The following is a 13,899-nucleotide window of genomic DNA, read 5'->3' as shown; positions in this document are numbered from 1 at the left end:
GGCGGGGGGCGCCGCGCCCCCGGGCGGGGGGTTTTCCGGTGTGGTGCCCGCCGCCGGGCGCGCCCGGGCGGTCGCGCCCGGGCCCGACGACAACTCAGAGGATGGCGTCGAGAGCGTCCAGGTCCTCGTCGGTGGGCTGCCAGGTGCCGGCTGCGGCGTTGTCGCGTACCTGCTCGGGGGTGGTGGCGCCGGCGATGACCGAGGTCACCGCCGGTCGGGCGGCCAGCCCGCCGATCGCCACCTGGAGCATCGACAGGCCCCGCTCGGCGGCGTACGCCTCGATCGCCTCGATGGTGTCCCAGTCCGCGGCGGCGAGGCGCTGCGCGTACCGGCCGCCGCCGGCGAGCCGGCTGCCGGCGGGCGGCGCCTCGTTGCGCTTGTACTTGCCGGTGAGCAGGCCGTTGGCGAGCGGGAAGAACGGCAGCATGCCGAGGCCGAACCGCTCGCAGGCGGGGATCACCTCGGTCTCGACCGACCGCTCCAGCAGGCTGTAGTGGTTCTGGGCGCTGACGAACCGGGCCCGCCCGTTGGACGAGGCGACCCAGTCGGCGTCGGCGATCTGCCAGCCGGCGAAGTTGGAGTTGCCGAGGTAGCGCACCTTGCCGGCATGCACCAGGTCGTCCATGGCGGCCAGCGTCTCGTCGATCGGCGTGCCCGGGTCGGGTTCGTGCATCTGGTACAGGTCGATGTGGTCGGTGCCGAGCCGGCGCAGCGACGCCTCCACCGCCCGGGCAATGTAGCGGCGGGCGCCCCGGGCACCGTGGTCGGGCCCGTTCATGCCGTGCATGTCCATGCCGAACTTGGTGGCCACCACCACGTCGTCCCGGCGCCCCTTGAGCGCCTGGCCGAGCAGTTCCTCGGAGGCGCCCTGCGGCTCGCCGTAGATGTCGGCGGTGTCGAAGAAGTTGATTCCGGCGTCGAGCGCGGCGTCGACCACCGCCCGGGTGCCGTCGAGGTCGAGCTTGCGGCCGAAGTTGTTGCAGCCGATGCCGACCACGGACACCACGAGTCCGGAGTCGCCCAACCGGCGGTAGGTCATCTCAGTCACGAGATCCACCCTATGCCGGCCCGCGGGCCGCCGGTCCGCAAGACCGCCCGCCCGGACACCGCCCGCCCGGACACCGCCGGTCCGCAAGACCGCCAGCACACCGCCCGTCAGCGCACGTCCCACACCGGTTCCGGGGTCTCCACCACCTCGCCGTCGCCGCCGAACAGCACGAACCGACCGAAGGATCGGGTGAACCAGCGGTCGTGGGTGACCGCGACCACCGTCCCCTCGAACGCGGCCAGCCCCGCCTCCAGCGCCTCCGCGGAGGCGAGGTCGAGGTTGTCCGTCGGCTCGTCGAGCAGCAACAGGGTCGCCCCGGACAGCTCCAGCAGCAGCACCAGGAAGCGTGCCTGCTGCCCACCGGAGAGGGTGCCGAAGCGCTGGTCGCCCTGGGCAGCCAGCTCGTACCGGCTGAGCGCCGCCATCGCCGCGTGCCGGTCCATCCCGGCCCGGTGCTCGTCGCCCCGCCAGAGGATGTCGACCAGGGTCTTCGCCACCAGCTCGGGCCGGTCGTGGGTCTGCGAGAAGTGGCCGGGCCGGACCCGCGCGCCGAGGCGCACCGTGCCGTCGTGGGCCACCGGGGCCAGCGCGGCGGCACCGTCGACCGGGCCGCTGGCCGGGTCCGGGTCGGTGCCGCCCCGGGCCAGCAACCGCAGGAAGTGCGACTTGCCGGTGCCGTTGGCGCCGAGCACGGCGACCCGGTCGCCGTACCAGAGCTCCAGGTCGAAGGGGTAGGTCAGGCCGTCGAGCTCCAGCTGGTCGCAGATGACCGCGCGCTTGCCGGTCCGCCCGCCGGCCAGGCGCATCCGGATGTCCTGGTCCTTCGGGGGTACGGGTGGCGGCCCGGCCTCCTCGAACTTGCGCAGCCGGGTCTGCGCCGACTGGTACCGCGAGGCCATGTCAGCGTTGTACGCGGCCTTCTGCTTGTACATCAGCATCAGCTCGCGCAGCTTCTGGTGTTCCTCGTCCCACCGCTTGCGCAGCTCGTCGAGGCGGGCGTGCCGGGCCACCCGCGCGGCGTGCCAGCTGGCGAAGCCCGCCGGGTGCACCCAGGCGCCGCCGCCCTCGACGGCGACCACCCGGTCGGCGGTCTGCGCCAGCAGTTCCCGGTCGTGCGAGACGTAGAGCACCGACTTGGCCGAATCGCGCAGCCGGGCCTCCAGCCAGCGTTTGCCGGGCACGTCGAGGAAGTTGTCCGGCTCGTCGAGGAGCAGCACCTCCTCGGTGCCGCACAGCAGCAGTTCCAGGGCGAAGCGCTTCTGCTGGCCGCCGGAGAGGGTCCGCACCGGACGTTTCCGGGCGGCGTCCCAGGGCAGGTCGAGCACGATGGTGGCGACCGTGTCGAAGAGCACCTCGGCGTCGTACCCGCCGGCCTCGCCCCAGGCGGCGAGCGCGTCCGCGTACGCCAGTTGGGCCTTCCCGGCGGCGGTGCTGTACTTGCCGCGCAGCTCGGCCGACCGCATGGCCGCCTCGGTCTCGGCGAGCCGGCGGCCGGCGTCGCGCAGCGCCGGCGGGGCGAGCGAGAGCGCCAGGTCGGCGAGCGTGGAGTCGTCCCCGATCATGCCGATGAACTGCCGCATCACGCCGAGGCCGCCGGCCCGGGCGACGACGCCGGTCTTCACCGGCAGGTCGTCGGCGACCATCCGCAACAGCGTCGTCTTGCCCGCGCCGTTCGGGCCGACCAGGGCGACCTTTGCGCCCTCACCGACCCGGAACGACACGTCGGTGAAGAGTTCCCGGCCGTCGGGCAGGATGTGCCCGACCCCTGCCACGTCCACGTATCCCACGCCGGCATCCTGCCGGAGCGGCCGGTGCGGGCGACACTCGATTACCGGGTGACCCGCAACACCCGGTAGCCCTTCTGGCTGGCGTGCCGCTCGACCTGCCAGCCCTCGTCGACCAGCCAGCGGTGCAGCGAGTCGCCGCCGAGGTGGCGGGCCACCACCAGCCAGGCGGCGCCGTCCGGGGCGAGCCGGGGCAGCCAACGCCGCAGCAGCTCGTGCAGTTCGGCCTTGCCGATCCGGATCGGCGGGTTGGACCAGATCTGGGCGAAGGTGACCTCGGCCGGCACCTCGTCCGGGGCGACCGCCCGGACGCGGTCGGCGGCGCCGAGCCGGCGGGCGTTCTCGGTGGTGAGGGCGCGGGCCCGCGCGTTGACGTCGACCGCCCAGACGGTGGCGGCGGGCGCGGTGGTGGCCAGCACGCAGCTGATCGGCCCGAAGCCCGAGCCGACGTCGAGCAGGTCACCGCCGGTGGTGGCGGTCGGCAGCTCGGCCTTGCGCAGCAGGACGGCGGTGCCGGGGTCGAGCCGGTCGGCGGAGAAGACCCCGCCGGCGGAGGCCAGGGTGTAGTCGCGCCCGGCGACGGAGAACTCGACCTCCCGCGGCTGCGCCGCGACGGTGGGTTCAGAGGTGAAGTAGTGGTCACCGGTCACGTCAAGCATTCTCCCACCGGCCCGGAACCCGCTCGCGGTCGCCTCGGCGGGAGGACCCCGACCCGCCGCGCCAGAATTTCCTATTATTACCCCCTAAAGGGACAATGGCCCCTACTCTGGGCGGCATGGTGTATCGGTACGAGTCCGATGAGGACGCCTTCGTGGAGTACCCGCGGTCCGGGTCGGACCTGCCGGAGTTCGCCCCCGGCCCGCCCGCGCCGGCCGGACCCTCCCCGTCCCGCTTCCCCACCCCGTCGCTGCCGCGGACCACCCGGCCGGCACTTCCGGCCGCCGAGCCGATCCCGGTCCGCTCGTCCGTCCAGATCCCACCGCCACCCACCCTCCCCCACGAGTACGTCCCGACCGAGCCGCTGGACCCGCCCCGGTCCCGCCGGTCCGGCTCCGGGCGGGGCGGCGGTCGGCTCTGGCAGGTGCTCGTCGGCGGCGCGGCCGTGCTGGTGCTGCTGGCGCTCTGCGGTCTCGGCGCGGCGGCCCTGCTCGTCGACCGCTCCCCGGCCGACGACCCGACCGCGGCGGCCCCGCAGCCCACCACCGCCGCCCCGGTCGCCGAACCGCCCGCCGGTGACCTCGACTCCCGCGACACCGACCAGCAGCCGCTGACCGCCCGGGAGGTCTTCCCCGGCATGAAGCTGGTGGTGGCCGACGGACGACCCGCGTACGACGTGCTGAAGACGCACTCCGGCGGCAGTTGCGCGGCGGCCGCCACCGGCGAGATCGCCGACCTGCTGGTCCGGCTCGGGTGCAGCCAGGTGGTCCGGGGCACGCTGCGCTCCCCCGACGGCGAGCACCTGATCACCGCCGGCCTGTTCAACCTGACCGACAAGGCCAGCGCGCAGCGTGTCCGGGACCGGATCCGGCAGCTGCTCGACGAGCGGCAGGGCCGCTTCCGCGGCCTGGCGGCCGGTGACGGCACCGAGGCGGTCACCACCGCCGCAGCCCGGGTCGGCTGGCAGGTACGCGGCCACTACGTCGCCTACTGCCTGGTCGTCCGGGCCGACGGCGGCGCCGTGCCGACCGGCGACACGGCACTCCGCGAGATCATCTACGACATGGTCGAGCTCCACCTCGGCGAGGGTGTGCTCGGGCGCCGGGCCGCCGGAGGCACGGCAGTCCAGCCCACCGCGACGGCGACCGAGGGCACCGGCACCCAGCACGGCACCAACGGCGGTAACGCGACCCCGCAGGAGCTGCCCGGCGAGTGAGCCAGCCGGTCGACGGCAACGCGAGGCCCGGTCCGAGTTCGGTGGACCGGGCCTCGTCACGGGTCCGACCCCGCCGAGAACCCTCGGACCTTGGTCCCGGGTCAGGCTTCGGTGGGGACCCGCAGGCGGCGGGTGAGGTCGGCGTGGCGGGCGTACTCGGACGGGTCGTCCGGGTAGCCGACCGCGACCAGGGTCAACCCGTGCGCCGCCGCGACGGTCACCTCGCTGGAGCGTTCCCGCCGGCTCAGCAGGCTCGCCGGCCACTCGACCGGCCGCCGGCCGTCGCCGGCGACCAGCATCGCGCCCACCAGGCTGCGCACCATCGCCTGGCAGAACGCGTCGGCCTGCACGGTGGCGACGAGGATGCCGTCCGGGTCGCGCCGCCAGTCCAGCCGGGTCACCTCGCGCAGCGTGGTGGCGTTCTCCTTGCGCCGGCAGTATGCGGCGAAGTCGTGTTCCCCCACCAGCCCGGCTGCGGCGGCGTTCAGCGCGGCCAGGTCCAGCGGCTTCGGCCAGGCGAGGGTGTCGTGCCGGCGCAGTGGCTCGGCGCCCCACGGGGCGTCGGTCACCCGGTACTCGTAGCGGCGGAAGGTCGCCGAGAAGCGGGCGTCGAAGTCGCCGGGCACCTCGCTCATCGCGCGGACCCGCACGTCGGTGGGGAGCAGCCGGGCCAGCCGGCGCAGCAACCGGCCGTCGTGCTCCCGCCAGACGGCGGTGGGCAGGTCGAGGTGGCAGACCTGGCCGGTGGCGTGCACCCCGGCGTCGGTGCGCCCGGCCACGGTCAGCCCGGTCGCCGTGCCCGCGCCGAGGACCAGATCAAAGGTCTCGACCAGCACCCCGGCGACCGTGCGCCGGGTCGGCTGGGCGGCCCAGCCGGAGAAGCCGGTGCCGTCGTACGAGACGTCCAGCCGCAGCCGGGTCCGCTCGTCCACCTCGTACCTCCCGTCACGCAGCGGGCCCGACACCCCGCGAGGGGTGCCGGGCCCGACGAAGACCCTGATCAGGCCTTGTTCTGCTCGTTGTTCTCCTCGGTGGCGAGGTCGCTGTCCTCGCGCGCCTCGGCGGTGTCGCCCGCCGCCGAGACCGGCGCCTCGGAGTCCTGGTCGGCCGGGGCCGACTCCGGGGTCTCCTCGGCCGGGGCGAGAGCCTCGAGCTTGTCCTGCTGCGCGGCCTTGCGGGCGGCGGTCTTCTTGTTCGCCTTCGGCTCGGCGACCTGCAGCTCCTCGACCAGCTCGATGATGGCCATCGGAGCGGCGTCACCCTTGCGCGGACCGGTCTTCACGATCCGGGTGTAGCCACCGTTGCGGTTGGCGTACCGGGGCGCGATCTGGTCGAACAGGGCGTACACCACGTCCTTGTCCTTCACGACGCCCAGCACCCGCCGGCGCGACGCGAGGTCACCGCGCTTGGCCTTGGTGATGAGCTGCTCGGCGAGCGGACGCAGCCGCCGGGCCTTCGTCTCGGTGGTCTGGATCTTGCCGTGCTGGAACAGCGCGGTGGCCAGGTTGGCCAGCATCAGCCGCTCGTGCGCGGGGCTGCCGCCGAGGCGGGGGCCCTTGGTGGGCGTGGGCATGCTTGGTGCTCCTCAGGTGTGGCGGCAGCGCGGACTAGAGCTGCTCGGTCTCGCGGTAGTCGTCGGTGTCGTAGTCGGCCTCGCCGAAGGCGTCCACGACGTGCGCCGGGTCGAAGTTCGGGGCCGAGTCCTTCAGCCCGAGACCCATCCCGGCGAGCTTCATCTTGACCTCGTCGATCGACTTCTGACCGAAATTCCGGATGTCGAGGAGGTCGGCCTCGGTGCGCCCGATGAGCTCACCAACGGAGTTGATGCCCTCGCGCTTGAGGCAGTTGTAGGAGCGGACGGTCAGGTCCAGCTCCTCGATCGGCAGGGCCAGGTCCGCCGCGAGCTGGGCGTCCTGCGGGGACGGCCCGATGTCGATGCCCTCGGCGGTCTCGTCCAGCTCCCGGGCCAGCCCGAAGAGCTCCACCAGCGTCGACCCGGCCGAGGCCAGCGCGGTACGCGGGCCCATCGACGGCTTGGTCTCGACGTCGATGATCAGGCGGTCGAAGTCGGTCCGCTGCTCGACACGAGTCGCCTCGACGCGGTACGTCACCTTGAGCACCGGCGAGTAGATCGAGTCGACCGGGATCCGGCCGATCTCGGCGCCGGCCTGCTTGTTCTGCGCCGCCGTGACGTAGCCCCGACCCCGCTCGACGGTCAGCTCCATGTCGAGCCGGCCCTTGCCGTTCAGGGTGGCGAGCTTCAGGTCCGGGTTGTGCACCGAGACGCCGGCCGGAGGCTGGATGTCGCCCGCGGTCACGTCGCCCGGGCCCTGCTTGCGCAGGTACATGCTGACCGGCTCGTCGTGCTCGGAGCTGACGCAGAGCTCCTTGATGTTCATGACGAGCTCGACCACGTCCTCCTTGACCCCGGGGATCGTGGTGAACTCGTGCAGCACACCGTCGATCTTGATCGAGGTGACCGCGGCACCCGGGATGGACGACAGCAGCGTACGACGCAGCGAGTTGCCCAGGGTGTAGCCGAAGCCCGGCTCCAGCGGCTCGATGGTGAACCGGGACCGGGTCTCGTTGATCGACTCTTCGGAGAGAGACGGTCGCTGGCTGATGAGCATTTCTTCTCTTCTCTTCCGGGACGCCCGCTATATGACGCCCACGACACGAACTGTTCCGGTGGCCCGCCCCGGGGGGGCGGGCCACCGAACGAGCCCTTACTTGGAGTAGAGCTCGACGATCAGCTGCTCCTGGACCTGGGTGTCGATCACCTGGCGGGCCGGGAGCGAGTGCACGAGAACCTTCATCTGGCTCGGGATCGCCTCCAGCCACGCCGGAACGCTCCTGGAGCCGGCCTCGGCCTGCGCCACGATGAACGGGGTGAGCTCCTTGCTCTTGCCCCGGACCTCGATGATGTCGTGCTCCTTGACGCGGTACGACGGGATGTCGACCTTCTTGCCGTTCACGGTGAAGTGGCCGTGCTTGACCAGCTGGCGGGCCATGTCCCGGGACTTGGCGTAGCCAGCCCGGTAGACCACGTTGTCCAGCCGCGACTCGAGGATCTGCAGGAGGACCTCACCGGTCTTGGCCTGCTTGCCCACGGCCTCCTCGTAGTAACCGCGGAACTGCTTCTCCAGCACGCCGTAGACGCGGCGGGCCTTCTGCTTCTCACGGAGCTGGAGCAGGTACTCCGTCTCCTTGGTGCGGCCGCGGCCGTGCTGTCCGGGCGGGAACGGCCGGGACTCGAACGGGCACTTCGGGCCATCGCACTTGCTGCCCTTGAGGAACAGCTTCATCTTCTCCCGCCGGCAACGGCGGCAGTCAGCACCGGTGTAACGAGCCATCTCTCTCTACCTCTCAGACCCGGCGACGCTTCGGCGGACGGCATCCGTTGTGCGGCTGCGGGGTGACGTCGGAGATCTGCCCGACCTCCAGCCCGACGGCCTGCAGCGAACGGATCGCGGTCTCCCGGCCGGAGCCGGGGCCCTTGACGAACACGTCGACCTTGCGCATGCCGTGCTCCATCGCCCGACGCGCGGCAGCCTCGGCGGCCAGCTGCGCGGCGAACGGGGTCGACTTGCGCGAGCCCTTGAAACCGACCTGGCCGGCGGAGGCCCAGGAGATGACCGCACCGGTCGGGTCCGTGATGGACACGATGGTGTTGTTGAAGGTGCTCTTGATGTGCGCCTGCCCGTGGGCGACGTTCTTGCGTTCCTTGCGCCGGACCTTCTTGACGGCGGCTCCGGCACGAGCCTTCGGTGGCATAAGTCTGTGCGCTCCTGTATTGGTTCTCGATCGGGTTCTGGCTCTTCGCCCCGTTGATTTCGTAGACACCGGTTCCGGTTGGAGCCCGGCCTACCTCGGCGGAGAACGACCAGAATTCCGGTTTAAGAACTACTTCTTGCCGGGCTTCTTCTTGCCGGCGACGGTCCGCTTCGGGCCCTTCCGGGTCCGCGCGTTGGTCTTGGTCCGCTGGCCACGAACGGGCAGGCCCCGGCGGTGCCGGATACCCGCGTAGCAGCCGATCTCGACCTTGCGGCGGATGTCAGCGGCGACCTCGCGGCGCAGGTCGCCTTCTACCTTGTAGTTGCCCTCGATGTGGTTGCGGAGCTGGACCAGCTCCTCGTCCGTGAGGTCCCGAGCGCGCTTGTCCGGCGAGATGCCGGTAGCGGCGAGCGTCTCCAGGGCGCGGGTACGGCCGACCCCGAAGATGTAGGTGAGCGCGATCTCCATCCGCTTCTCGCGGGGGAGGTCCACGCCGACTAGACGTGCCATGTGCGGGCGTACTCCTCGTGATGTTGTGGCGGAGGTGTGGACCCGTCCCACCCCGCTACCGGCCGTCCCGTCCTTCCGACGCTGTCAGCGCCGGCGACCGGGATCGGTCGTGCCCAAGCGGGCCCCGGCCTCCGACCGGGGGTCAACCACGTTGAGTACGCGCTGCGTACCGCTCGCGGCTGGAACGAGCTGGTGATGTGCTGTCTGGATCTGCGGCCCGGACCGATCCGACCGGCCGTGTCACGACCGGTGGGACTGGTTCAGCCCTGGCGCTGCTTGTGGCGCGGGTCGGTGCAGATGACCATGACCCGGCCGTGCCGACGGATCACCCGGCACTTGTTGCAGATCCTCTTGACGCTCGGCTTGACCTTCACGGTTGCCTTACTTCCCATCTGGCCCGGTGGCGCGACAAGGCGCGGCGCCGGACGTCGAAGACGGACACGGGGACGTCCCGGCCGTCGTCAGGACTACTTGTAGCGGTAGACGATGCGCCCGCGGGTCAGGTCGTACGGCGAGAGTTCGACGACGACCCGGTCCTCCGGCAGGATGCGGATGTAGTGCTGCCGCATCTTGCCGCTGATGTGAGCCAGCACCTTGTGGCCGTTCGCGAGCTCCACCCGGAACATAGCGTTCGGCAGGGGCTCGATGACCCGACCCTCGATCTCGATGGCTCCGTCTTTTTTCGGCATGTCCTCCGCTGTCCTGACGTCGGTTACTCCGGACGGCCCACAACGTCTTACACGGGCGCCGATCGAGATCGGGGGCCCGCGCCAGCCGCGGCTCCGACTCCCACCGAAGCGCGTAGTGGGCATGCCGGAGTGGACGCTGTGCGCCGATCAGAAAGTCTACGCCGCGTGCGGGCCGTCGCCAAACCGGCCACCCGGGACGTCGCCCGCCCGGAGGAAAACGGACACCACCGCCCTCATCGCCGACGATTGCCGGCCGTCGGCCGCGTCCGCCGGTCGGCTCCGGGCCGCTCGGGATCGACCGGCCGTCACCGCCCGCGCCGACGGTGCTCCCGCCGGGCCCGGCGCCGATCGGCACGCTCCGCCCGGCGCCGGCCCCACCGGTCGACGTCCCGCCCGGGCGCTCCCGTGGCGAACCCGCCCGCGGTACGGACGAGCAGCACCGCGCCCCACGGGCCGAGCGCCCACAGCGGCCAGTAGAACAGCAGGTCCCGACTGCCGGCCGAGGAGATCAACCAGATCGCGGTGAGGATCGCGGCCACCCGCAGCCACGAGCCCCACACCTCGGCGAGCCAGCGGGCGGAGGTGCCGCCGGCCGGCGCGCCGGCCGCCACGTCCCGGCCCGGCCCGGCCGTACCGTCCGGGGAACCGTCCGGGCCGGGCTGGAGCCCGCCCGGGGCGGCCGGGACGCCAGCGGGCTCCCGCGGCGCCAAGGCGGAGCGCTGAGCCGGGGCCGGCCCCGGCAGATCCGCCAGTACGGCGTCCAGCTCCGCGTAGGTCTTCGCCCCGTACGTCTGTTGCAGGCGCTCGTCGTACTCGTGCAGGTCGAGCCGGCCCTCCTCCAGCGCGACCCGGAGCCGTTCCGCCGTCGCCGCCCGATCCGTGTCGGCCGCCCGCATCCCGCCCTGCCTTTCCATGCCGGCAAGCATGACACCGCCCCGCCAGCGTCGCCGCCCTGGGCTGCCGCGCATTCGTGACCGGCTCCAGCCCCATCCCCGGCCCCGCCCCGAAGATCGGCGGACCCGCCAGGGGGCATGCGGTCAAGGTCGCCTCGGCGGGCCGTTGTTCAGGCGGCCGGTGAGCCCGCCGGCTGCCGGGAGGTGACCAGGTCGCCCAGGCGGGCCCGTCCGCCGTCGAACGCGGTCAGCACCCAGACCCCGTCGGGCAGCAGCGCCATCGAGTGCTCCACGTGCACCGCCATCGACCGGTCCCGGGTGACCACGGTCCAGCCGTCGGCCAGCTCCACGGTGCGGGGCGAGCCCATGGTGATCATCGGCTCGATGGCGAGCGCCAGGCCCGGCACCAGGCGTGGGCCCTTGCCCGGCCGGCCGTGGTTGAGCACGTGCGGGTCCTGGTGCATCTCGGTGCCGATGCCGTGCCCGCCGTAGCCGTCGACGATGCCGTACCGGCCGCCCTTGCGGACCGCGTTCTCCACCGCATGCGAGATGTCGGTCAGCCGGCCCCTGCCGCTGGCGGCGCCCCGCGCCGCGGCGGCGATCCCGGCCCACATGGCGTCCTCGGCCACCTCGGCCATCTTCAGCAGCGCCGGGGCGACCTCGCCCACCCCGACGGTGATCGCCGCGTCGCCGTGCCAGCCGTTCAGCACCGCGCCGCAGTCTATGGAGATCAGGTCACCGTCGCGGAGCACCTGCTGCGCCGACGGGATGGCGTGCACCACCTGCTCGTTGACCGACGAGCAGATCGAGGCGGGGAAGCCGTGGTAGCCCTTGAACGAGGGGGTCGCCCCCGCCTCGCGGATCGTCGACTCGGCGATCGCGTCCAGGTCGGCGGTGCTGACCCCGGGCGCGACGGCCTCCCGCATCCGACGCAGGGCCTCGGCGACCACCAGGCCGGCGGCCCGCATCTTCTCGACCTGGTCGGGGGTCTTCAGCTGGATGTCCAGCTGGGGACGGCGCATGGAGCGGTTACCTTTCGTTGCCGGACAGCGATCAGCGGGGCACGTCGCACGTACCCCGCTGTTCGCACTCTATCCGCCGGATCCCGGCAGGACCTCAGCCGCCGTACGACCGCAGCGCGTCGATGGCGCGGACCGTGACGTCCTCCACCGGCCCGGTGGCGTCGATCCCGACCAGCTTGCCCTGGGCGCCGTAGTAGTCGACCAGCGGCGCCGTCTTCTCGGCGTACTCCCGCAGGCGGGCCGCTATGGTCTCCGGCTTGTCGTCGTCCCGCTGGAACAGCTCGGCGCCGCAGCGGTCGCAGATGCCCTCGCGGGTCGTGGCGTCGAACTCGACGTGCCAGATCTTGCCGCAGCCCCGGCAGGTGCGCCGGCCGGAGAGCCGCCGGATCACCTCGTCGTCGTCGACGACCAGCTCCAGCACCAGGTCCAGCGCGGTGCCGAGGTCCGCGAGGAGCTTGTCCAGCGCGGCGGCCTGCGGCGTCGTACGTGGGAAGCCGTCGAGCAGGAAGCCCTCGGCGGCGTCCGGCTCGGCGAGCCGGTCCCGGACCATGTTGATGGTGACCTCGTCGGGGACCAACTTGCCGGCGTCCATGTACCGCTTGGCCTCAACACCCAGCGGCGTACCCTGCGAGACGTTCGCCCGGAAGATGTCACCGGTCGAGATCTTCGGCACCGAAAGGTGTGCGGCGATGAACTCCGCCTGTGTGCCCTTGCCCGCGCCCGGCGGGCCAACCAGAACGAGTCGCATCTACCGCAGGAACCCTTCGTAGTTCCGCTGCATGAGTTGGCTCTCGATCTGCTTCACGGTCTCGAGACCGACGCCGACCATGATGAGCACAGCGGTGCCGCCGAACGGGAAGTTCTGGAACTGCTGGCTGTTCAGCCAGATGAAGAAGAAGTTCGGCAGGATCGCGATGATGCCCAGGTAGAGCGCGCCCGGCAGGGTGATCCGGCTGAGGATGAAGTCGAGGTACTCGGCGGTCGGCTTGCCGGGGCGGATGCCCGGCACGAAGCCGCCGTACTTCTTCATGTTGTCCGCGACCTCAGTCGGGTTGAACGTGATCGACACGTAGAAGTACGTGAAGAAGATGATCAACAGGAAGTAGATCGCGATGTGCTCCGGCGCGCTCGCCTTCACGATGTGGTTCTGGATCCAGGCCTGGGTCTTGCCCGGGTTGGTCTGGTCGAAGAACTGGAGCGCCAGCGTCGGCAGGTAGAGCAGCGAGGAGGCGAAGATGACCGGGATGACACCCGCCTGGTTGACCTTCAGCGGAATGTAGGTCGAGGTGCCGCCGTACATCCGCCGGCCGATCATGCGCTTGGCGTACTGCACCGGGATCCGGCGCTGCGCCTGCTCGATGAAGCAGACCGCGGTGATGACCAGCAGGACCAGAACGAGGACGAGGGCGAACTTGCCCCAACCCTCGCTGGTCTTGATCTTCCAGCCCTCGCTGGGGAGCCGGGCGGCGATCGAGGTGAAGATGAGGACGGACATGCCGTTGCCGACGCCGCGGTCGGTGATCAGCTCACCGAGCCACATCACCATGCCGGTGCCGGCGGTCATCGTCATGACCAGGACCGACAGCGTGAGCCAGTTCGGGATGCCGGTGCCCTCGGGCACGATCGGGAACTGGTCGCAACGGTTCTGGAACAGCTGCCCGGAGCGGGCCAGCGCCACGAAGGCCGACGACTGGAGGACGCCCAGGCCGAGGGTCAGGTAGCGGGTGTACTGGGTGATCTTCGCCTGGCCGGCCTGGCCCTCCTTGCGGAGCTGCTCCAGCCGCGGGATGACCACCGTCAGCAGCTGCAGGATGATCGACGCGGTGATGTAGGGCATGATGCCCAGCGCGAAGACCGAGAGCTGCAGCAACGCTCCCCCGGAGAAGAGGTCCAGCAGGTTGAGCACGCCGGTGCCCTGGCCCTGCATGATCTCGAGGCACTTCTGCACGTTGCCGTACGAGACGCCGGGGCTGGGCAGAGTGGCGCCGAGCCGGTAGACCGCGATGATGCCTACTGTGAACAGCAGCTTCTTGCGCAGGTCAGGCGTACGGAACGCACTGAGAAAGGCGGACAGCAACTTTCTTCCTCCTGCGCGAGGCGGGCCGCCGGTGATCCGTGGCGGGGCGGGGTGGGTGCCGGGCGAGCGCCCGATATCCATAGCTGGGAAGGGACTCTAACAGCCCGCTCCCGGTCCGGGCAGATGTGCCCGGCTACATAAAACGAATCCGATGTTACCTGGCGCACACAGGCCCAGGAGACCATGGTGCCCGCCCAGTTGCAGACAACTGAGCGGGCGCCATGGTTCG

The 13,899-nt window shown here is 71.4% G+C and carries 16 protein-coding genes; 1 reads left to right on the top strand and 15 read right to left on the bottom strand.

Going from position 1 to position 13,899, the window contains the following annotated elements; genetic code table 11:
* Window positions 1-94: 94 nt before the first annotated feature.
* From ABZ807_RS26095 to ABZ807_RS26085, 3 genes are all read right to left on the bottom strand, one after another.
* Window positions 95-1,057: an aldo/keto reductase gene (locus ABZ807_RS26095; protein ID WP_357163157.1), complete on the bottom strand. Its 963-nt coding sequence runs from the start codon at window positions 1,055-1,057 to the stop codon at window positions 95-97.
* Between the two features lie 98 nt (window positions 1,058-1,155).
* Entirely contained in the window at window positions 1,156-2,835 is a 1,680-nt protein-coding gene (locus ABZ807_RS26090; RefSeq protein WP_357163154.1) for an ATP-binding cassette domain-containing protein, read from the bottom strand.
* Window positions 2,836-2,876: 41 nt separating this feature from the next.
* Window positions 2,877-3,482: a methyltransferase gene (locus ABZ807_RS26085; RefSeq protein ID WP_357163151.1), complete on the bottom strand. Its 606-nt coding sequence runs from the start codon at window positions 3,480-3,482 to the stop codon at window positions 2,877-2,879.
* Window positions 3,483-3,607: 125 nt separating this feature from the next.
* Here ABZ807_RS26085 and ABZ807_RS26080 point away from each other — a divergent pair, with 125 nt between their 5' ends.
* On the top strand, window positions 3,608-4,705 hold the full coding sequence (locus tag ABZ807_RS26080; protein ID WP_357163148.1) for a hypothetical protein: 1,098 nt from the start codon (window positions 3,608-3,610) through the stop codon (window positions 4,703-4,705).
* A gap of 101 nt (window positions 4,706-4,806) precedes the next feature.
* Here the strand turns inward: ABZ807_RS26080 and truA are convergent, their stop codons facing one another.
* The 12 genes from truA to secY form a co-directional block, all read right to left on the bottom strand.
* Entirely contained in the window at window positions 4,807-5,637 is an 831-nt protein-coding gene (gene truA / locus ABZ807_RS26075) for a tRNA pseudouridine(38-40) synthase TruA (RefSeq protein WP_357163145.1), read from the bottom strand.
* Window positions 5,638-5,705: 68 nt separating this feature from the next.
* Window positions 5,706-6,278, bottom strand: coding sequence for a 50S ribosomal protein L17 (rplQ, locus tag ABZ807_RS26070; RefSeq protein WP_357163142.1), 573 nt, complete (start codon window positions 6,276-6,278; stop codon window positions 5,706-5,708).
* Between the two features lie 34 nt (window positions 6,279-6,312).
* Window positions 6,313-7,335 carry a DNA-directed RNA polymerase subunit alpha gene (locus tag ABZ807_RS26065; protein WP_007073009.1) on the bottom strand — a complete coding sequence of 341 codons (1,023 nt, stop codon included), beginning with the start codon at window positions 7,333-7,335 and terminating at the stop codon, window positions 6,313-6,315.
* A gap of 96 nt (window positions 7,336-7,431) precedes the next feature.
* On the bottom strand, window positions 7,432-8,058 hold the full coding sequence (rpsD, locus tag ABZ807_RS26060) for a 30S ribosomal protein S4 (RefSeq protein ID WP_357163138.1): 627 nt from the start codon (window positions 8,056-8,058) through the stop codon (window positions 7,432-7,434).
* 13 nt (window positions 8,059-8,071) lie between these two features.
* A complete protein-coding gene (gene rpsK, locus ABZ807_RS26055) occupies window positions 8,072-8,479 on the bottom strand; it encodes a 30S ribosomal protein S11 (protein ID WP_007073011.1) in 408 nt (135 codons plus the stop codon).
* Window positions 8,480-8,608: 129 nt separating this feature from the next.
* A complete protein-coding gene (rpsM, locus tag ABZ807_RS26050) occupies window positions 8,609-8,989 on the bottom strand; it encodes a 30S ribosomal protein S13 (RefSeq protein ID WP_130340099.1) in 381 nt (126 codons plus the stop codon).
* 260 nt (window positions 8,990-9,249) lie between these two features.
* Complete coding sequence (rpmJ, locus tag ABZ807_RS26045; RefSeq protein ID WP_012184307.1) at window positions 9,250-9,363, bottom strand: 50S ribosomal protein L36; 114 nt, start codon at window positions 9,361-9,363, stop codon at window positions 9,250-9,252.
* Between the two features lie 93 nt (window positions 9,364-9,456).
* The gene (gene infA, locus ABZ807_RS26040) at window positions 9,457-9,678 is read right to left on the bottom strand and encodes a translation initiation factor IF-1 (protein ID WP_007073013.1); all 222 of its coding nucleotides are present in this window, start codon (window positions 9,676-9,678) and stop codon (window positions 9,457-9,459) included.
* A gap of 305 nt (window positions 9,679-9,983) precedes the next feature.
* Window positions 9,984-10,592: a DUF1707 domain-containing protein gene (locus ABZ807_RS26035; protein WP_357163134.1), complete on the bottom strand. Its 609-nt coding sequence runs from the start codon at window positions 10,590-10,592 to the stop codon at window positions 9,984-9,986.
* A gap of 149 nt (window positions 10,593-10,741) precedes the next feature.
* Window positions 10,742-11,593, bottom strand: a complete 852-nt coding sequence (gene map / locus ABZ807_RS26030; protein ID WP_357163131.1) for a type I methionyl aminopeptidase — start codon at window positions 11,591-11,593, stop codon at window positions 10,742-10,744.
* 94 nt (window positions 11,594-11,687) lie between these two features.
* A complete protein-coding gene (locus ABZ807_RS26025; RefSeq protein ID WP_200206271.1) occupies window positions 11,688-12,341 on the bottom strand; it encodes an adenylate kinase in 654 nt (217 codons plus the stop codon).
* Window positions 12,342-13,670, bottom strand: coding sequence for a preprotein translocase subunit SecY (gene secY / locus ABZ807_RS26020; protein WP_357163128.1), 1,329 nt, complete (start codon window positions 13,668-13,670; stop codon window positions 12,342-12,344).
* Window positions 13,671-13,899 lie beyond the last annotated feature (229 nt).

This window comes from Micromonospora sp. NPDC047548, from assembly GCF_040642975.1.
Lineage (GTDB): Bacteria > Actinomycetota > Actinomycetes > Mycobacteriales > Micromonosporaceae > Micromonospora.
The sequence above is the reverse complement of the archived record's forward strand: the minus strand, read 5'-3'. Positions and strand labels throughout refer to the sequence as shown.

Excerpts from the sequence above, each read along its gene's own strand:
- rplQ (WP_357163142.1), bottom strand. The coding sequence starts at position 6,278 with ATGCCCACGCCCACCAAGGGCCCCCGCCTCGGCGGCAGCCCCGCGCAC.
- ABZ807_RS26035 (WP_357163134.1), bottom strand. The coding sequence starts at position 10,592 with ATGGAAAGGCAGGGCGGGATGCGGGCGGCCGACACGGATCGGGCGGCG.
- rpsK (WP_007073011.1), bottom strand. The coding sequence starts at position 8,479 with ATGCCACCGAAGGCTCGTGCCGGAGCCGCCGTCAAGAAGGTCCGGCGC.
- infA (WP_007073013.1), bottom strand. The coding sequence starts at position 9,678 with ATGCCGAAAAAAGACGGAGCCATCGAGATCGAGGGTCGGGTCATCGAG.
- rpsM (WP_130340099.1), bottom strand. The coding sequence starts at position 8,989 with ATGGCACGTCTAGTCGGCGTGGACCTCCCCCGCGAGAAGCGGATGGAG.
- ABZ807_RS26065 (WP_007073009.1), bottom strand. The coding sequence starts at position 7,335 with ATGCTCATCAGCCAGCGACCGTCTCTCTCCGAAGAGTCGATCAACGAG.
- ABZ807_RS26025 (WP_200206271.1), bottom strand. The coding sequence starts at position 12,341 with ATGCGACTCGTTCTGGTTGGCCCGCCGGGCGCGGGCAAGGGCACACAG.
- map (WP_357163131.1), bottom strand. The coding sequence starts at position 11,593 with ATGCGCCGTCCCCAGCTGGACATCCAGCTGAAGACCCCCGACCAGGTC.
- ABZ807_RS26080 (WP_357163148.1), top strand. The coding sequence starts at position 3,608 with ATGGTGTATCGGTACGAGTCCGATGAGGACGCCTTCGTGGAGTACCCG.
- rpsD (WP_357163138.1), bottom strand. The coding sequence starts at position 8,058 with ATGGCTCGTTACACCGGTGCTGACTGCCGCCGTTGCCGGCGGGAGAAG.